Origin of the sequence: Roseomonas sp. 18066 (assembly GCF_902706185.1) — a bacterium.
Classification (GTDB): Bacteria; Pseudomonadota; Alphaproteobacteria; order Acetobacterales; family Acetobacteraceae; genus Pseudoroseomonas.
Map to the genome: position 1 here is coordinate 1 of NZ_CACSJM010000071.1, position 16,344 is coordinate 16,344.

Annotated in this window: 19 protein-coding genes; 13 read left to right on the forward strand and 6 right to left on the reverse strand. The window is 70.4% G+C overall.

Features of this window, described 5'->3' with window-relative positions:
* The coding region (locus GVN67_RS15475; protein ID WP_159997528.1) for an MFS transporter at positions 1–925 on the forward strand (925 nt) is incomplete at its 5' end.
* A gap of 42 nt (positions 926–967) precedes the next feature.
* Here the strand turns inward: GVN67_RS15475 and GVN67_RS15480 are convergent.
* The 4 genes from GVN67_RS15480 to GVN67_RS15495 all read right to left on the reverse strand — a co-directional run bounded on the left by GVN67_RS15480 (position 968) and on the right by GVN67_RS15495 (position 4,191).
* A complete protein-coding gene (locus tag GVN67_RS15480) occupies positions 968–1,594 on the reverse strand; it encodes a hypothetical protein (RefSeq protein ID WP_159997530.1) in 627 nt (208 codons plus the stop codon).
* 5 nt (positions 1,595–1,599) lie between these two features.
* A complete protein-coding gene (locus GVN67_RS15485) occupies positions 1,600–2,316 on the reverse strand; it encodes a ParA family protein (protein WP_159997532.1) in 717 nt (238 codons plus the stop codon).
* Between the two features lie 86 nt (positions 2,317–2,402).
* Positions 2,403–3,344: an alpha/beta hydrolase gene (locus tag GVN67_RS15490; RefSeq protein WP_159997534.1), complete on the reverse strand. Its 942-nt coding sequence runs from the start codon at positions 3,342–3,344 to the stop codon at positions 2,403–2,405.
* A 70-nt stretch (positions 3,345–3,414) separates the two neighbouring features.
* On the reverse strand, positions 3,415–4,191 hold the full coding sequence (locus GVN67_RS15495; RefSeq protein WP_159997537.1) for an IclR family transcriptional regulator C-terminal domain-containing protein: 777 nt from the start codon (positions 4,189–4,191) through the stop codon (positions 3,415–3,417).
* A 188-nt stretch (positions 4,192–4,379) separates the two neighbouring features.
* Here GVN67_RS15495 and GVN67_RS15500 point away from each other — a divergent pair, with 188 nt between their 5' ends.
* The 9 genes from GVN67_RS15500 to glk all read left to right on the forward strand — a co-directional run bounded on the left by GVN67_RS15500 (position 4,380) and on the right by glk (position 11,915).
* Positions 4,380–5,507 carry an ABC transporter substrate-binding protein gene (locus GVN67_RS15500; RefSeq protein WP_159997539.1) on the forward strand — a complete coding sequence of 376 codons (1,128 nt, stop codon included), beginning with the start codon at positions 4,380–4,382 and terminating at the stop codon, positions 5,505–5,507.
* Entirely contained in the window at positions 5,507–6,376 is an 870-nt protein-coding gene (locus GVN67_RS15505; RefSeq protein WP_159997541.1) for a branched-chain amino acid ABC transporter permease, read from the forward strand. The genes GVN67_RS15500 and GVN67_RS15505 overlap by 1 nt, the downstream gene beginning before the upstream one ends.
* Complete coding sequence (locus GVN67_RS15510; RefSeq protein WP_159997543.1) at positions 6,373–7,242, forward strand: branched-chain amino acid ABC transporter permease; 870 nt, start codon at positions 6,373–6,375, stop codon at positions 7,240–7,242. The genes GVN67_RS15505 and GVN67_RS15510 overlap by 4 nt, the downstream gene beginning before the upstream one ends.
* Positions 7,242–7,988, forward strand: a complete 747-nt coding sequence (locus GVN67_RS15515; protein ID WP_159997545.1) for an ABC transporter ATP-binding protein — start codon at positions 7,242–7,244, stop codon at positions 7,986–7,988. Before GVN67_RS15510 ends, GVN67_RS15515 begins: the two co-directional genes overlap by 1 nt.
* Positions 7,985–8,704, forward strand: a complete 720-nt coding sequence (locus GVN67_RS15520) for an ABC transporter ATP-binding protein (protein ID WP_159997547.1) — start codon at positions 7,985–7,987, stop codon at positions 8,702–8,704. The genes GVN67_RS15515 and GVN67_RS15520 overlap by 4 nt, the downstream gene beginning before the upstream one ends.
* Before the next feature lie 14 nt (positions 8,705–8,718).
* Positions 8,719–8,994 carry a muconolactone Delta-isomerase gene (catC, locus tag GVN67_RS15525; RefSeq protein ID WP_159997549.1) on the forward strand — a complete coding sequence of 92 codons (276 nt, stop codon included), beginning with the start codon at positions 8,719–8,721 and terminating at the stop codon, positions 8,992–8,994.
* 12 nt (positions 8,995–9,006) lie between these two features.
* On the forward strand, positions 9,007–9,927 hold the full coding sequence (locus GVN67_RS15530) for an SMP-30/gluconolactonase/LRE family protein (RefSeq protein WP_159997551.1): 921 nt from the start codon (positions 9,007–9,009) through the stop codon (positions 9,925–9,927).
* A 68-nt stretch (positions 9,928–9,995) separates the two neighbouring features.
* The gene (locus tag GVN67_RS15535) at positions 9,996–10,880 is read left to right on the forward strand and encodes an MBL fold metallo-hydrolase (RefSeq protein ID WP_159997553.1); all 885 of its coding nucleotides are present in this window, start codon (positions 9,996–9,998) and stop codon (positions 10,878–10,880) included.
* A gap of 90 nt (positions 10,881–10,970) precedes the next feature.
* Complete coding sequence (gene glk, locus GVN67_RS15540; protein WP_159997556.1) at positions 10,971–11,915, forward strand: glucokinase; 945 nt, start codon at positions 10,971–10,973, stop codon at positions 11,913–11,915.
* A gap of 52 nt (positions 11,916–11,967) precedes the next feature.
* Here glk and GVN67_RS15545 read toward each other — a convergent pair whose 3' ends face one another.
* A complete protein-coding gene (locus GVN67_RS15545) occupies positions 11,968–12,345 on the reverse strand; it encodes a hypothetical protein (protein ID WP_159997558.1) in 378 nt (125 codons plus the stop codon).
* A 121-nt stretch (positions 12,346–12,466) separates the two neighbouring features.
* Between GVN67_RS15545 and GVN67_RS15550 the strand changes: the two genes are divergently transcribed.
* From GVN67_RS15550 to GVN67_RS15560, 3 genes are all read left to right on the forward strand, one after another.
* Positions 12,467–13,696 carry an amidohydrolase family protein gene (locus GVN67_RS15550; RefSeq protein ID WP_159997559.1) on the forward strand — a complete coding sequence of 410 codons (1,230 nt, stop codon included), beginning with the start codon at positions 12,467–12,469 and terminating at the stop codon, positions 13,694–13,696.
* 172 nt (positions 13,697–13,868) lie between these two features.
* Positions 13,869–14,264, forward strand: a complete 396-nt coding sequence (locus GVN67_RS15555; RefSeq protein WP_159997560.1) for a PepSY domain-containing protein — start codon at positions 13,869–13,871, stop codon at positions 14,262–14,264.
* A 29-nt stretch (positions 14,265–14,293) separates the two neighbouring features.
* The gene (locus GVN67_RS15560) at positions 14,294–14,935 is read left to right on the forward strand and encodes a hypothetical protein (protein WP_159997561.1); all 642 of its coding nucleotides are present in this window, start codon (positions 14,294–14,296) and stop codon (positions 14,933–14,935) included.
* Between the two features lie 39 nt (positions 14,936–14,974).
* On the opposite strand, the gene GVN67_RS15565 is transcribed toward GVN67_RS15560, so the two are convergent.
* Positions 14,975–16,327 (reverse strand): adenylosuccinate lyase family protein, encoded by a 1,353-nt coding sequence (locus tag GVN67_RS15565; RefSeq protein ID WP_159997562.1) that lies wholly within the window; start codon positions 16,325–16,327, stop codon positions 14,975–14,977.
* Between the last annotated feature and the right edge of the window lie 17 nt (positions 16,328–16,344).

Here is a 16,344-nt window from a genome sequence, read left to right on the forward strand (position 1 = left end):
GGCGCTGCTCTGGGCGCCGGGGCCGGGGGTGGCGCTCGGGCTGCGGGTTGCCACCGGCGTGCTGATGGCGGGGATCTATCCGCCGGCGCTGAAGCTGGTCGCCACCTGGTTCCGGCGCGGCCGGGGCGTGGCGCTGGGCAGCGTGATCGGGGCGCTAACGCTGGGCTCGGCGCTGCCGCATGCGGTCAATGCGCTGGGCGGGGTGGCCTGGCAGGGGGTGATCGTGGCGGCCAGCCTGGCGACGGCGCTGGGCGGCGCGGGCGTGCTGCTGCTGCGCGACGGGCCCTATCCGTTTCCACGCTCCAGCTTCGATGCGCGGCGGCTGCGGCAGGCCCTGTCCGCGCGGCCGGTGCTGCTGGCGACCGGCGGCTATCTCGGCCACATGTGGGAGCTCTATGCCATGTGGGCCTGGATGCTGCTGTTCCTGTCCGAGCGGCTTGGCGGGGAGCAGGGCTGGCTGGCCTCGCTGCTGTGCTTCGCGATCGTGGCGGTGGGGGCGCCGGCCTGCGTGGTCGCCGGCGTGCTGGCGGACCGCTTCGGCCGGACGGCGGTGACGATGGCGCTGATGGCCGCGTCCGGCCTTTGCGCCGCCCTGATCGGCTTCGCCTATGCCGGCCCGCTGTGGCTGCTGATACTGGTCGGGCTGGTCTGGGGTGCGACGGTGATCGCCGATTCCGCGCAGTTCTCGGCTGTGGTGACCGAGGTCGGCGATCCGTCGCTGGTGGGCACTGCATTGACGGTGCAGCTGGGCCTGGGTTTTGGCCTGACCGCCGTGGCGATCTGGCTGGTGCCCTTGGTTGCCAGTGTGACCGGCTGGCAATGGGCTTTCGTGGTGCTGGTGCCGGGCCCGCTGCTGGGCATTGTCTCGATGGCGCTGTTGCGTTTGCGGCCGGAGGCCCAGCGCATCGCCGCCGGGAAGCGGTAGAAAAGAATGTGGGGGTCCGGGGGCATTCAATGCCCCCGGCCTTCATCTTTCCAATTCTTTCTCGACGTATTTGAGCTCGGCGATGGCTTGCTCCATGGCGTCCGCCAGTTTCTGGATGCGGGCTTTCAGCGTCGCCTGCTGCTGCAGCAGCAGGGTCCGCCGCCCCAGGGCTTCCTGCCGTTGCTGCTCGAGGGTTTTCTTGAAGGCCTCGATTTCCCGCCGCCGCACATCCGGATGGACCAGGCCTTTCAACCGCGCCTGGTCGAGCTCCTCGTCGGCGAGGGTGGTCAGCAGATAGGCCGCCGAATAGGTGCGCGGCAGCTCGCCGGACTGGAAGGTGCCGGCATCGACCGCGCGGGCGACGGTGGCCAGCTGGTAGGCCACCTGGCGGCCGAAGGGCAGGCGGTCGACCACTTCGCGCTCATAGGCCTTGGGGAAGCGGCGGCGGGCCTCGACCAGGTAGCGGCCGATGGCCAGGAACTTGTCCTGCGCCTCCTTCCACAGCCGGCCGATATGCTCGACCGCCTGGTCGGCCGAGCGCAGCGGCACCAGGGCGTTGGCGACGAGGGCCACCCGCTCGTCATGCATCTCGGCGAAGGCGGCGGGCGGCGCTTCGCCAGCTTCCAGGTCGTCGCGGCGCTTCTGCAGCTGGCGGCGGGAATAGGCCATGGCGGTCACAGCCCCATCATGTTGCGGACGAAGTCCCAGGCGGCCTCGAAGTCATCGGCGCCCTTGGCGCCGGAGATCTCGCAGACGCCGACACCGTAGCCATGGGTGTTCTGGATGTCTTCCAATTGCCGCACCGGCAGCGGGCACAGCAGCCCGGCCTTGTTCAGCCGGCGCTGGGCGTCACGGAAGGACAGCGTGCCGGTCGCGGGCTCGGCGCCCTTGGTCTTGGCCGGCAGGGTGACGCGGCTGGCGCGGTTGATCAGGAAGGCCGAGCGGATGCGGCGTTCCTTCAGCAGGGCCATCCAGCCGATCACCGAATCAACGTCGGGCTTGCCGGTGGTCGCCGGGACCAGGACAAAATCCGAGCGGTCGAGCAGGATCGAGGTCTGCTGCGGCAGGTATTCGATGGCGGGCGGGGTGTCGACCAGGACAATGTCGATATCCGGCGTCGCGTCGATCTCGGCGATGGCGGCCTCGATCTCGGTCAGCGGGCGGGAGAACAGGCGGATCGGCGCCGCATCGGCCGGGCGCAGCCGGTGCCAGGCCGAGAGCGAGCGCTGCATGTCGGTGTCGAGGATGGCGGTGCGCAGCCCGTCGCGGGCGGCGAAGGTGGCCAGGTTCAGCACGCAGGTGGTCTTGCCGGTGCCGCCCTTCGGGCTCTGGCAGGACAGCCAGCGGGCCGTGTTCTTCGGGCCGGCGGCCGCGGGCTTGGCAGATGGCACAGAGTTTTCCCCGATCGCTGAAGACGACAGCTTGAGCGAAGGACAGTCTAGGGCAGGGGCCGCGAATGTCTAACCCGGTTAGACATTCAGCGCGGCACGGCGAAGCGGATGGCGCGCGAGAGGGCAGCCGGGATGACCGAGCCATGATCCTCGCCGGCGAAGACGGTGAAGTCGAGGATTGGCGGCGCCGGCAAGGCCGCGAGGCGCTGCGCCAGGTCGCGGGCGCGGCCGACGACGCGATTCTCGGCGATGCGGGCGAGGCGCGCCGGGGGCAGCTTGGCAGCGAGCCCTGGGGCCTCGGCCGCCTCCATCTCGCCGGCCGCCAGCAGCAGGCGGCGCCGTGGCGTGTTGGCCGGCGGGGCGGCCAGGAAGGTCTCGATGGCCGGGTCGAGCGCGCCCTGGTTCCACCACAGGCTGGGGCTGATGGCGGCGGTGCCGGCGAAAAGGTTGGGCCGGGTCAGGAAGGCGTGCAGCGCCAGCAGCCCGCCATAGGAATGGCCGAAGAGGGCGCGGCGGGCCGGGTCGAAGGGGGCGCGGGCGGCGATGGCCGGCAGCAGCTCGGCCTCGATGAAGTCGAGGAAGGCATCCGCCCCGCCATGGCCCGGGGGCGCGTCAGGGGAGGCGGGGGTGTCGTCCAGCGCGCGGCGCCGCAGCCAGTCGCGGCGGTCGTCCCCGGCATAGCCGATGGCGCAGATGACGGGGGGCTGGGCGCCCGACAGCTCGAAGCGCGGCAGCATGGCGCGCTGGATCTCGACCGCGGTCAGGAACCAGAGATTGCCGTCCAGCACCAGCAGCAGCGGGTGGCCGCCAGGGGGCGGCGGCGCCTCCGGCCAGGCCAGGCGCAGCTGCATCGGCCCCGAGGGCCCGGCCATCTGCCATTCGGCGACCCGCGGCAGGTCGAGCGCGGCGGCGGGCGTGGCGCCCAGGCCGGCCAGCGCCGCCAGCAGGTGGCGGCGCCGGGGATGCGGTATCCTGATGCCGTGGCGAGCCGAGGCAGGGCGCTGGTCGCCAAGAGGGTAGCCGGTCACGAAGCGCATCCATCCGCCGAGGTCGCCGGCGTCATAGAGCCTTGACCGGGGTTGGTGAAGCGGTGGGCGGTCACCAGCCGGTGAAGCCCGGGGCGATCTCGGCGGCGGCGGCGCGCAGCACCGGCAGGAACTGGCGGCGCAGCTGGTCGAGCGGCGCCCGCGCGGCGGAGGTGCCGATGTTCAACGCGGCGACGGTGCGGCCGGCGGCGTCCTGGATCGGCACGGCGATGGAGCGGGAGCCGAGCTCGAGCTCGCCATCGAGGATGGCGTAGCGCTGGCGCCGGGCCTCGACGATGCGGGCGCGCAGCTGGGCCGGGTCGATGATGGTGCGCGCGGTCCAGGCCTGCGGCGGGTGGCGCGCCAGCCAGGCCTCCAGCGCCGGCTCGGCCAGCCCGGCCAGCAGCACGCGGCCGAGCGAGGAGGCATGGGCGGGCAGGCGGGAGCCGACATCGATGCGCGAGGAATAGACCCGGCGCGCCTCGACGCGGGCGATATAGACCACGTCCGAGCCATCCAGCACCGCCATGGAGCAGCTTTCGTTGAGCTGCTCGGAGACCGCCTGGATCACCGGCTTGACCATCTCGGCGCGGCCGAAGCTGGCGAGGTAGCCATGGCTGAAGCGCAGCACCCGCGGCGTCAGCCAGAACAGCTTGCCGTCGCTGGCCAGATAGTCCAGCGCCGTGAGCGTCAGCAGGAAGCGGCGGGCGGTGCCGCGGCTGAGGCCGGTCAGCGCCGCCACCTGGGACAGCGTCTGCCTCTCCCGCCCGGTGCCGAAGCATTCCAGCACGGCCAGGCCCCGGCCGAGGGATGCGACGAATTCAGGGGTCGAGGCCTCGGGCGGCGACATGCCTGTTTTCCCTCCCGCTTCGAAAGCCGCCAGCGGCGCGCTGGCCAAGGTTGCGGCGAAGAGGCTTGACACCGCCGCCCGCCCGGTCTGACCTAACGGCAAAAGCGGACATATGTCCATCTGGCGGACAAATCGACCGGGTTTCAAGACCGGTCGCCGCCAGCGCGATAGGGACGGAGAGAAGAGAGATGTTGCATCGCCGCAGCCTGCTGGCGGCCACGGCCCTTGGCCTGGCCAGCCCGCTTGCCGCCCCCCGCCTGGCGCGCGCCCAGGCGGGCGCCCATGTCATCGGCACGCTGTTCCCGATGGCCGGGCCCAATGCCGAATATGGTGGCATCTTCACCAGCGGCATCCAGCTCGCCATCGAGCACATCACCGCCGACAAGATGCTGCAGCGCCCGATCGACCTGCGCGCCCAGGACAGCCAGGGCACGCCGCAGGGCGGCGCCGTCGGCATGACCAAGCTCGCCAATGTCGACCGCGCGCCCTATGTGCTGCTGGGCTTCACCGGCGTGTCGAAGGCCGCGGCCCCGATCGGCACGCGCAACAAGACGGTGATGATCAATGGCGGCGGCGTCGGCCCCGACCTCGCCGAGCTGTCGCCCTATTTCTGGAACGTCATCCCCCTGGTGAACCAGGAGGTGCAGGCCATGCTGCCCTGGCTTCAGGCGCAGAAGCTGCTGAAGATCGCGCTGGTCTATGTCGACGACCCGCTCGGCACCGGCGTGCTGTCGGAGCTGAAGAACGGCCTGCCGGGCATCGGCGGCCAGCTGGTCGGCAGCTTCAGCATCCCGCCGGCGACGCAGCAATTCGCCGCCATCGCCGCCCGCGTGCGCGATTCCAAGCCCGACGCGGTGTATTTCGCCAGCTACGGCGCGCAGCAGTCGCAGATCGTCAAGCAGCTGCGCGACAATGGCGTCAGCCAGCCGCTGCTGACCTATTCCGGCGGCTCGATCCCCTCGGTGCAGGCGCTGCCGGAGGCCGAGGGCCTGGTGCTCAGCGGCCAGGCGGCCGACTGGACGCGCGAGGACCCGGTGACCAAGCGCTTCGTCACCGACTGGCGGGCCAAGCACAACAGCGAGCCCACCGCCTATCACCAGAACTACTATAACGGCATGCGGCTGTTCGGCCTGCTGGCCCAGGGGCTGGAGAAGGCGGGCAAGCCGGTCGATGGCGAGAACCTCCGCGAGGAATGGCTGCGGGTGAAGCGTTTCGCGCTGGTTGGCGGCGAGGGCGTCTTCGAGGAGCGCGGCACCATGAGCATGCCGATGCAGATCAACCAGGTGCGCGGCGGCCGGTCGCAGAAGATCGCCTGATGCTGTTCCTGCAGCTTCTGGTCAGCGGCATCCAGACCGGGGCGATCTATGCGCTGACGGCGGCCGGCTTCGCGCTGATCTTCGGCGCGACCCGGGTGTTCCACGTGGCGCATGGCGCGACCTTCGCGCTGGCCGGCTATACCTTCCTGGCGCTCAGCCAGGCGGGGTTTCCCTGGTTCCTGGGCGCGGGGGCGGCGCTGGTCGTCGCCGTCGCCTTCGGCCTGTTCATGGACTTCTTCGTCTACCGCCCGATCCAGCGGCACGAGGGCTCGTTCTTCACGGTCTTCGTCGCCGCCTTCGGCATGTCGATCGTGGTGCAGAGCCTGATCGAGATCGGCTTCGGCCGCGGCTTCGCCGTCGTCGCCTCGCCGCTGACCCGCGCGCATGAGGTGCTGCCGGGGCTGTATCTGGCCGATATCTTCTGGGTCGCGATCGGCGTCGCGCTGGTGATGTTCGGCGCCGTCACCCTGTTCCTGGAACGGACGCGGCTGGGCATCGGGCTGCGCGCCCTGTCGGAGAACCCGGAGCTGCTGCGCGCCTTCGGCCTGTCGTCGCGCCGGCTGTCGATGGTGGCCTTCGGGCTCGGCTCGGCGCTGGCGGTGCCGGGGGCGGTGCTGACGGCGGTGACCTCGGGGCTGCAGCCGGCGATCTCGGCCCAGGTCATGCTGGTGTCGCTGGCCGCCGCCGTGGTGGGCGGCATCGGCAGCCTGCGTGGCGCCGCATTGGCCGGGCTGCTGCTCGGCGTGGTGGAGAATCTGGTGGTCTCGGTGCTCGACACGCAATGGAGTGCGGCCGCCGGCTTCGTCGTGCTCTTCGCCTTCATCCTGTTCAAGCCCAGCGGCCTGTTCGGCCAGGCGGTGGCGCGGTGACCGCCTATCTGATCAACCTGGCGACGCTCGCCACCATCTTCGGCATCCTGGCCGCCAGCCTGAACGTGCTGATCGGCTATGCCGGCATTTTTTCAATTGCCCATGCCGTCTTCTTCGGGCTTGGGGCTTATGCGGGCGCGCAGTTGGCGCTGCAGTTCATCCCCGATGTGTTGCTGGCGTGCCTGGCGGGGGGCGCCATCTCGGCTGCGCTGTCGCTCTGCCTGGCGCTGCCGGCGCTGCGGGTGCGGGGCGAGTATTTCGTCGCCGCCAGCCTCGGGCTGCAGATGATGGCGGTGACCGTCTTCTCGGAAGCGCATTCGCTGACCGGCGGGCATGGCGGGCTGGTGGGCATTCCGCCGGCCACGCTGTTCGGCGCCGATGTCTCTGCGCCGGCGCCCTTCCTGGGCTTCGCGCTCGCTGTGCTGGCGGTGCTGCTGCTGGCGGTGCGGCTGCTGATGCGCGGCAGCTTCGGCCGCGCGCTGATGGCGATCCGCGACAGCGAGAGCGCGGCGGAGGCCTTCGGCAAGGATGTGCGGGCGCTGAAGACCCTGGCCGTCGCCCTGGGCTGCGCCATGGCGGGCGTCGCCGGCGCGCTCTTCGCCTTCTACATGGCCTTCGTCAATGTCGAGAGCTTTACCCTCGAGCAGTCGATCCTGGTGATGGCGATGGTGATCATCGGCGGGACGGCGACGCTGGCCGGGCCTTTGCTCGGCGTGCTGCTGCTGCTGCTGCTGCCAGCGGGGCTGTCCTTCCTGCCCTTCATCCCGCCGACGCAGATCGGCGCGGTGCAGCAGCTGATCTACGGGCTGGCCATGACCTTGCTGATGATCTTCCGGCCGGCCGGCATCGCGGGGGGGCGGCGCTGATGGGTGTCCCCTTTTCCATCCGCGGCCTGGACAAGAAGTTCGGCGGCCTCGCCGCCGTCCAGAATGTCGACCTGGACCTGCAGGAAGGCGTGACCACCGCGCTCGTCGGGCCGAACGGCGCCGGCAAGACCACGCTGTTCAACCTGGCCACCGGCCATATCATCCCCGATGGCGGCGAGGTGCTGCTGGACGGGAAATCCGTGCTCGGCCAGCCGCCGCACCATATCGCGCGCCTGGGCGTCGCGCGCAGCTTCCAGGACCTGCGGCTGTTCGGGCGGATGTCGGTGCGCGACAATGTCCGCGCCGCCATCGAGCCCACCGCCTGGCTGTGGCAGCCCGGCGGCGGCGTGGCAGCCCGCAAGCGGGAGGCGGCGGTGGATGCCGCGCTCGACCGCTGCGGGCTGACGCAGCAGGCCGATGCCCGCGCCGTCGACCTCGCCTATGCCGAACGGAAATTCCTGTCGGTGGCGCGGATCCTGGCGACGGGGGCGCGGATCTGGCTGCTGGACGAGCCGGCCTCCGGGCTCGACCCGCATTCGCGGGCGCGCTTCGTGCAGCTGGTGCGCGATGCCGTGGCCGAGGGCGTCACCATCTGCCTGATCGAGCACAACCTCGACATCGTCACCGAGCTCGCCGACCGGATCGCCTTCCTCGACCGCGGCGCCAAGCTGGCCGAGGGCGCGCCGCAGGAGATCCTGCGCGACCCCAAGCTGATCGGCATCTATTTCGGGGAGCAGCGGACATGAGCGGCGACACGGTGTCGGCCCTGTCCGGCAAGGGCCTCGGCGCCGGCTATGGCGGCCGCGAGGTTTTCTCTCAGTTTGACTTCGCCTTGCCGCAGGGGGAGGTGCTGTGCCTCGTGGGCCATAACGGCGCCGGGAAATCCACGCTGCTGAAGACGCTGTTCGGGCTGCATCCGGTCAGCTCCGGCGAGATCCGGCTGCGCGGCCAGGTGCTGAAGCCGCGGCCGGAGGGCATGGCGCGCGAAGGCGTCGCCTATGTCCCGGAAGGCCGCGGCGTGTTCCCCGGGCTGGCGGTGCGGGAGATCTTCCAGCTGGCCTTGTGGTCGGCCCGGCTGGAAGGGGCGGAGGCCGAGACCCGCACCGAGGAAGTGCTGGAGGTGCTGCCGCGCATCCGCGAATTCTGGACGCGGCGGGCGGGGACGCTGTCGGGCGGGCAGCAGCAGATGGTCTCGGTCGGGCGGGCGCTGCTGTCGCGCCCCTCGATCCTGCTGCTGGACGAGCCGTCGATCGGGCTGGCCCCGAAAACCTTCCAGGATCTGATGGCGCCGATCCGGGCGCTGCAGCAGCGGCTGGGCATGTCGATCCTGCTGGTGGAGCAGAATGTCGGCGAGGCCTTCGCCGTTTCCGACCGCGTGGCGGTCATGAAGTCCGGCCGGATGATCTTCGAGGGGGTGCCGAGCGACCTCGCGGACCATGCGAAGCTGATGGACATGTTCTGAGGGGAAGCCAGGAAATGCTGTTTCACGTGGCGATGGAGGTCCGGCTGCCGCCGGACATGCCGGCGGACCAGGCCAATGACCTGAAGACGCGGGAAAAGGCGATGGCGCAGGAAATCCAGCGCGCCGGCAAATGGCCGCAGCTGTGGCGCGTGGCCGGACGCTACGCCAATATCTCGATCTTCGACGTGGCTGACGCCGATGAGCTGCATACCTTGCTCTCCGGGCTGCCGCTGTTTCCCTATATGGATGTGCGGGTGACGGCGCTGGCGCGTCATCCTTCGGCGATCTGAGGGGGTGTTGTCATGACCGAATTGAAGATCCTGGCCGAAGGGCTGCGCTTCCCGGAAGGGCCGGTCGCCATGCCGGACGGGTCGGTGGCGCTGGTGGAGCTGGCGGCGCAGGAGGTCAGCCGCATCGCCGCCGATGGCACGCGCAGCGTCATCGCCAAGGTCAGCGGCTCGCCGAACGGGCTGGCCGTCGGGCCGGGCGGGCTGTTCTACCTGTGCAACAATGGCGGCTTCGCCTGGCATGAGGAGGATGGGCTGCTGCGGCCCTCCGGCCAGGCGGCGGATTATTCGGGCGGACGGATCGAGACGATCGACCCGAAGACCGGCGCGGTGACGAAGCTCTACGACAATGTCGACGGGGTGAAGCTGAAGGGCCCCAACGACATCGTCTTCGACGGGCAGGACGGGTTCTGGTTCAGCGACCTGGGCAAGGTGCGGGCGCGCGACCGCGACCATGGCGGGATCTACTGGGCCGCGTCCGATGGCTCGAAGATCGTCGAGGCGGCGTTTCCGGTGCCGGGTGGCGCCAATGGCATCGGGCTGTCGCCGGATGGCAAGGTGGTCTATGCCGCCGAGACCGAGACGGGGCGGCTCTGGGCCTGGGACATCATCGGTCCGGGGCAGGTGAAGAAGGCGCCCTGGCCGAGCCCGCATGGTGGCCGTCTGGTCTGCCAGTTCCCGGGCTTCCGCCGGCTGGACAGCCTGGCGGTGGCGGCGAGCGGCAATATCGTCGTGGCGACGCTGGTGGCCGGCGAGATCACCACGGTGAGCCCGGAGGGTGAGATCGTCGATGTGGTGACGATGCCCGACCGGATGCCGACGAATATTTGCTTCGGCGGGGATGATTTGAAGACGGCCTATGTCACGCTGTCGACGACGGGCAAGCTGGCGGTGTTGCCGTGGCGCGAGCCTGGCTTGAAGCTCGCGCATTCTTAACTGATAAAAATAGACGGGGGTTCGGGGGAATACCTTCCCCCGATCTTTCTTCTGTTTTGGAGGCTCTGATGATCGCTGTCCCTGATTTCCAGGTCCCTGGCCTGCATCACCGGCGTGTCGGCGACATCGTGGTCACCGCGGTGAGCGACGGTTATCTGAACGGGTCGAATGCCACGCTGCAGGGCATGGAGCAGGATCGGATTGCCGAGCTGCTGGTCGGCGCGTTCAGGCCGTCGCCGCGACGGGGTTCGGTCAATACCTTCCTGATCTGGTCGCAGGGCCGGATGGCGCTGATCGACACGGGTTGCGGCCCGCATATGCAGCCGACGGCGGGGAAGCTTTTTTCCAACTTGGCCGCGGCGCATGTGCCCCCCGAGGCGATCGACACGGTGCTGCTGACGCATATGCATCCCGACCACTCCAATGGCCTGGCGGATGTGCATGGCGAGGCGCTGTTCCCGCAGGCGGAGCTCGGGCTGCACGAGGCGGAGCTCGCCTATTGGCAGGACCCGGAAGCGGCGCGGATCGCCACCGAGACCAAGCAGGGGGTGCTGTATTTCGCCAATGCCCCGGCGCAGCTGGCGCCGTATCGCGACCGGCTGAAGCCTTTCGTCGATGGGGCGGAGGTGTTTCCGGGGGTCACGGCGGTGCATCTGCCGGGGCATACGCCGGGGCATTCGGGGTATCGGATCGCCTCCGGCGAGGCGCAGCTGCTGATCTGGGGCGACATCATCCATGTGCCGGAGGTGCAGGTGCCGCATCCGGAGGTGACGATGCAGTTCGATGTCGATCCGGCGCAGGCGATCGCGACGCGGAAGCGGACCTTCGACATGGCCGCGTCGGAGCGGATGCTGGTGGCGGGGATGCATGTGCATTTCCCGGGCTATGCGCATCTGCGGCGGCGGGGCGACGGCGTCGAATTGATCCAGGAGGCCTGGACGCAGCCTTTCTGAGGCGGTTGCGCCGGCGGCCGCGAGGCCCAACAACAGGAGGGTCCGGCGCCGCTGCGCCGGGCCTTTCGCGTTTCTGGAGGGAGTGCCTGGATGACCGACGCCCCGCTGCGCCTGATCGGCGATATTGGCGGCACCAATGCCCGCTTCGCCTTGTGCCGGGCCGGGGGGCTGCCGGAGGCCGAGCGCAAGCTGCCGGTGGAAGATCACGCCGGGCTGGTGGAGGCGGCGCAGGCCTATCTGGAAGGGCGCGCGGTGGAGGAAGCCGTGCTGGCGGTGGCGACGCCGGTGCTGGGGGACGCCATCGCCTTCACCAACAGCCCGTGGCGGTTTTCCATCCAGGCGGCGGAGCGGGCGCTGGGGCTGCGCAAGCTGACCATCATCAACGACTTCGTGGCGCAGGCGGCGGCGATCCCGCTGCTGGAGGCGCGCGACATGGTGGTGCTGCAGGCGGGCGAGGCCCGGCCGCGGCGGCCGCGGCTGGTGATCGGGCCGGGGACGGGGCTGGGGGTGGCCTTCCTGCAGGAGGATTCCTCAGGCCGGCACCAGATCCTGCCAAGCGAGGGAGGGCACGCGTCCTTCGCGCCGCAGGACGGGCTGCAGGCAGAAATCCTGAAGCGGATGCGCAAGCTCCATGGCGGGCATGTGTCGCAGGAACGGCTGGTCTCGGGGCCGGGGCTGCTGGAGATCGCGCAGATCCTGGCCGAGATGGAAGGCGTGGTGCTGACGCTGGAGAGCTCGCGCGACGTGTCCGACCAGGCGCAGAAGGGGGAGCCGGTCTGCGCCCAAGCGGTGACGCTGTTCTGCGAGATGCTGGGGGCCGTCGCCGGCAACCTGGCGCTCAGCCTGCTGACCGAGGGCGGGGTCTATGTCGCCGGCGGGCTGTGCCGGACGCTGGGGCCGCTGCTGGATGGCGCCGCCATCCGCCGGGGCTTCGCCGCCAAGGGGCGGTTCGAGGGGTATCTGAAGGCGCTGCCGATGTGGCAGGTGCTGCGGCCGCATACCGGTCTGCTGGGCGCGGCCGCGTATCACCATTGATCTGAGCGTGTGATTCACGTCTCCGGCCGTTCCGGCCTCCGACGATCACACGCTAGGGGGTGGGCGGCACCAGCGCCCGATGGGCGATCTCCGGGCCCCAGAGGGCGCGGGTGAGGGGGCCGTAGAGCGGCTGGCGGTAGGTCAGGCTGTAGGTGCCGCCCGGGGCCGTGGCGATGGTCAGGCGGTCGCCCTCCAGCAGGTCGGCGCCGTCCAGCACGGCGCGGCGCAGGCCGAGGGGGGTGTCGGGCTCGGCCGCCGCGGCGGCGCGGTCGAGGCTGGTGGCGATGCTGAGCTGCCAGCCGAGCTCGGCGGTGCTGGCCAGCAGCAGCAGGCCGAGGCCAGCGTAGAGGAGCTTCTCCGGCCGCCGCAGCAGCAGGGGAAGCGGGAGGGGGGTCGCCTGCGGCTGCAGGGCAGGTTTTGCTGCGCTCATGCACCGAGTTGAGCCCGGGACTGGTTAATTTTTTCCCTGCAAACGGCTTGCGGAAGCGGAAATGCCGGCGAAGCATCGCGCCCCGATGGCGCCCGCCGGGCGCCGCGCGGAGGAGAGAGGCATGGCGGGGTTCCTGTTCACCGGCGGGCGGGTGCTGGATGCGGCGCAGGGCGTGCTGCTCGACGGGCTGGAGGTGCTGGTCGAGGGCGGCCTGATCCGCGAGGTCTCGGACCGGCCGATCGCCAGCCAGGCGGCCACGCGGATCGAGCTGGCGGGCCGGACGCTGATGCCGGGGCTGGTGGATGCGCATGTGCATGTGGTCGCGTCCATGGTCGACACGGCGGCGAATGCGATGCAGCCGAACACGCTGGCGACGCTGCGCGCCGCAAAGCTGATGGGGCAGATGCTGCGGCGCGGCTTCACCACGGTGCGTGACGTCGGCGGCGCCGAGGCCGGGCTGGCGATGGCGCAGGAGGAAGGCCTGGTCGAAGGGCCGCGGCTGGTGGTCTGCGGCAAGGCGCTGAGCCAGTCGGGCGGGCATTCGGATATCCGGCCGCGCTTCGACGACCGCCCCGGCATCTTCGCCGAGCGGGTCGGCGCGCTGGGGCAGCTGTGCGACGGGGTGGATGCGGTGCGGCGGGCGGCGCGGCAGGAGCTGCGCTCGGGGGCGCGCTTCATCAAGGTGATGGCGAATGGCGGGGTGGCCTCGCCGACCGACCCGATCCATGCGCTGGGCTTTTCCCGCGAGGAGCTGCGCGCCGTGGTCGAGGAGGCCGAGAATTTCGGCACCTATGTCTCGGCGCATCTCTACACCGATGCGGCGATCCGGCGGGCGGTGGAATGCGGCATCCATTCGCTGGAGCATTGCAACCTGATCCAGGCCGAAACCGCGGCGCTGGCCGTGGCGCGCGGCGCCGTCGCGGTGCCGACCCTGATCGCCTATGACGCGCTGGCGCTCGAAGGCGAGGCCTTGGGGCTGAAGCCGGATTCGGTGGCGAAGATCGAGACGGTGCGTCGCGGCGGGCTTGAGTCGCTCGACATCATGCGCAGCGCCGGCCTGCCGATGGCCTTCGGCAGCGACCTGCTGGGGGGCCTGCACAAATACCAGCTGCAGGAATTCGCGCTGCGCGCCCGGGTGTTGTCGCCGCGGGAGATCCTGGCGAGCGCGACGCTGGTGGCTGCGCGGCTGTGCCAGCTGGAGGGCCTGGTGGGTGTCGTGGCGCCCGGAGCTTATGCGGATTTCCTGGTGGTGGATGGCGATCCGTTTGCGGATCTGGGTTTGTTGTATCGCGAGGATGGCGGGGTTCGCGCGGTGATGCAGTCTGGCCGCTTTGTGCTGAGGCTGGACTGAAACAGAACAGAAAAAGATGGGGGTCCGGGGGAATTCATTCCCCCGGCCTTCCTAAAGCGGAACCATAGCCTTTTTTATTATCTTCGTGGTGTAAACGCCTCGCCGTGTCTGTCGTTATCTTCCCGAAGGCCGCGTTCGACCTCAGCGCGGCAAGAAGAGAGGGAGAGAAACGATGCGCGGCACTACGAAGGCCCTGGCTCTTGCTGTCGCCTTGCTGGCGGCGCCGGCCGCCATGGCGCAGGGCGCTGCCGCCCCGGCCCCTGGCGCCAATCCTGCCCCGCCCGAGCGTCCCGCCGTGCCGGCGGCCCCGGCCATGCCCGGCGGCGAGCGCCCGGCCGAGCGCAGCGCGCCGCCGGCCGTGGGCAGCATTCCCGTCGCCGGCTCCAACAGCTTCACCGAGGCGCAGGCGCGCGGCCGCATCGAGGCGGCCGGCTTCACCCAGGTGGAGGCGCTGAAGAAGGACGAGCAGGGCGTCTGGCGCGGCCAGGCGATGCGCGACGGCAAGCCCGAGCAGGTCGGGCTGGATTTCCAGGGCCAGGTGGTGGCCGGCACCGCCGCGGCGCGTTGAGCAGACGCGCCCCAACAGGAGGACATGCCATGAGCACGACCACGATCACCCGCCTCTACGACACCCGCGAGCATGCGCTGCAGGCGGTGCAGGCGCTGGAGGCCGCCGGCTTCTCGCATGAGGATGTCGGCATCGTCGCCCAGGGCAGCGCGCCGCTGGACGATGGCTATGTCGCGCCGGACGGCACGACGCATCCCGTGAAGGAAGGCGGCAAGTCGGGCGCCGGCATCGGCGCCACGCTCGGCACGGTGGTGGGCGGCGGTGCCGGCCTGGCCGCGGGGCTGGGCGCCATCGCCATCCCGGGCATCGGCCCGCTGGTCGCGGCCGGCGCGCTGGTGGCGGCGCTGGCCGGGGCGGGTGCTGGTGCCGCGGCCGGCGGGCTGATCGGCAGCCTGACGGGGGCCGGTGTCAGCGAGGCCGAGGCCCCGGTCTATGCCGAGGGCGTCCGCCGCGGCGGCAGCATGGTCGCTGTCCGTACCGATGAAAGCCGGGTGGTGGAGGCGCAGACCATCCTCGACCGGCACAGCCCGGTGAACCTGACCGAGCGCGAGGCCGAGTATCGTGCCGCCGGCTGGGACAGCGGCGCCGAGCCGCTGGATCCGCCGGGCACCACCGGCCGCGGCTACGGCAGCCAGGGCACCGGCTCGACGCTGCCCGACCCGCGCCTGTAAGCCGGGGAGGGGGCGCAGCGATGCGCCCCCTTTTTCCGGTCAGCCCTGGGCGCGGGAGGCGGCGACAGCGCGGTCGACCATCTGCGGCGCCAAGCCCAGATAATTGGCCGGGTCGGTCAGCCGGTCGATGGCGGCGCGGTCCAGGTGGCGGGTGACCTCCGGGTGGCGGGACAGGGCATCGGCCAGGGTGCCGCCCTGCTCGTTCACTTCGCGGCAGACGTCGTAGACGATATCATGCGCGGCATCGCGGCCGGCATGCGGGGCCAGGCCCATCATCACCGCCTCGGCGACGATCAACCCGCGGCTCAGCCCCAGATTCTGCCTCATCCGATCGGCATCGACGATCAGCCCGCCGAGCGCAAACTTCGCTTGGTGCAGGCCGCCGGCGGTGTGCAGGAAGGCCTCGGGGAGCGCGACCCATTCGGCATGCCAGGGGCCGGTGGCGCGCTCCAGGTCCTGCACCATGGCGTCGAGCATCAGCCCGGCCTGCTGGCGCACCGATTTGGACGCCGCCAGCATCAGCTCCGCCGAGATCGGATTTCTTTTCTGCGGCATGGTCGAGGAAGCGCCCCGGCCTTTGACGAAAGGCTCGTAGAGCTCGGCAAACTCGGTCGAGGCCAGCAGCATGATGTCGAGCGCGATTTTTCCGAGTGACCCGGCGATCAAGGCCAGCAGGTTCGCCGTCTCGGCGAAGGCGTCGCGGGCGACATGCCAGGTGGTCACCGGCTGGCCGAGGCCGAGCTCCTGGCAGAATTCGGCCTGCACGGCGAGGCCCTGATCGCCGAGCGAGGCCAGCGTCCCCGCGGCGCCGGCGAATTGCCCGACCAGCAGGCGGGGCTTCAGCTGGCGCAGCCGCTCGGCATGGCGGTCGAAGCCGGCCAGCCAGATGGCGGCCTTGTAGCCGAAGGTGATGGGCAGGGCCTGCTGCAGATGCGTCCGCCCGGCCATCGCCGTGTCGCGATGCCTCTCCGCCAGCGCCGCCAGGATTCTTCTCAGCTCGGCGACATCGGCCTCCACCAAGGTGATGCCGTCGCGCAGGCGCAGGACATCGGCGGTGTCCATGATGTCCTGGGTGGTGGCGCCCCAATGCAGCCAGCGGCCGGCCTCGCCGCATTGCGCCACCAGCTGATGCACCAGCGGCAGGATGGGGTAGCCGACATTGTCGGTCTCGTGCCGCAGCTTGTCGAAGTCGAGGTCTTCGACGTTGCAGCGGGCGGCGATTTCGTCGGCGGCGGCCTGGGGGATGATGCCGAGGCGGGCCTCGGCGCGGGCCAGGGCGATCTCCACCTCGATATAGCGGGCGACCAGCATCCGGTCGGCGAAGACGGCGCGCATGGCGGGCGTCGAGAACGCATCGCGGAACAGCAGCGAATCAAGCACGGTGGAAGCCATTTTTCTGTCTCTCCCGG

What these genes read in the sequence shown, in the direction of transcription:
- GVN67_RS15480 (WP_159997530.1), bottom strand. Translation starts at nt 1,594, where the DNA reads ATGGCCTATTCCCGCCGCCAGCTGCAGAAGCGCCGCGACGACCTGGAA.
- GVN67_RS15520 (WP_159997547.1), top strand. Translation starts at nt 7,985, where the DNA reads ATGAGCGGCGACACGGTGTCGGCCCTGTCCGGCAAGGGCCTCGGCGCC.
- GVN67_RS15495 (WP_159997537.1), bottom strand. Translation starts at nt 4,191, where the DNA reads ATGTCGCCGCCCGAGGCCTCGACCCCTGAATTCGTCGCATCCCTCGGC.
- GVN67_RS15500 (WP_159997539.1), top strand. Translation starts at nt 4,380, where the DNA reads ATGTTGCATCGCCGCAGCCTGCTGGCGGCCACGGCCCTTGGCCTGGCC.
- GVN67_RS15515 (WP_159997545.1), top strand. Translation starts at nt 7,242, where the DNA reads ATGGGTGTCCCCTTTTCCATCCGCGGCCTGGACAAGAAGTTCGGCGGC.
- GVN67_RS15505 (WP_159997541.1), top strand. Translation starts at nt 5,507, where the DNA reads ATGCTGTTCCTGCAGCTTCTGGTCAGCGGCATCCAGACCGGGGCGATC.
- GVN67_RS15565 (WP_159997562.1), bottom strand. Translation starts at nt 16,327, where the DNA reads ATGGCTTCCACCGTGCTTGATTCGCTGCTGTTCCGCGATGCGTTCTCG.
- GVN67_RS15530 (WP_159997551.1), top strand. Translation starts at nt 9,007, where the DNA reads ATGACCGAATTGAAGATCCTGGCCGAAGGGCTGCGCTTCCCGGAAGGG.
- GVN67_RS15550 (WP_159997559.1), top strand. Translation starts at nt 12,467, where the DNA reads ATGGCGGGGTTCCTGTTCACCGGCGGGCGGGTGCTGGATGCGGCGCAG.
- GVN67_RS15560 (WP_159997561.1), top strand. Translation starts at nt 14,294, where the DNA reads ATGAGCACGACCACGATCACCCGCCTCTACGACACCCGCGAGCATGCG.
- GVN67_RS15535 (WP_159997553.1), top strand. Translation starts at nt 9,996, where the DNA reads ATGATCGCTGTCCCTGATTTCCAGGTCCCTGGCCTGCATCACCGGCGT.
- glk (WP_159997556.1), top strand. Translation starts at nt 10,971, where the DNA reads ATGACCGACGCCCCGCTGCGCCTGATCGGCGATATTGGCGGCACCAAT.
- catC (WP_159997549.1), top strand. Translation starts at nt 8,719, where the DNA reads ATGCTGTTTCACGTGGCGATGGAGGTCCGGCTGCCGCCGGACATGCCG.
- GVN67_RS15555 (WP_159997560.1), top strand. Translation starts at nt 13,869, where the DNA reads ATGCGCGGCACTACGAAGGCCCTGGCTCTTGCTGTCGCCTTGCTGGCG.
- GVN67_RS15545 (WP_159997558.1), bottom strand. Translation starts at nt 12,345, where the DNA reads ATGAGCGCAGCAAAACCTGCCCTGCAGCCGCAGGCGACCCCCCTCCCG.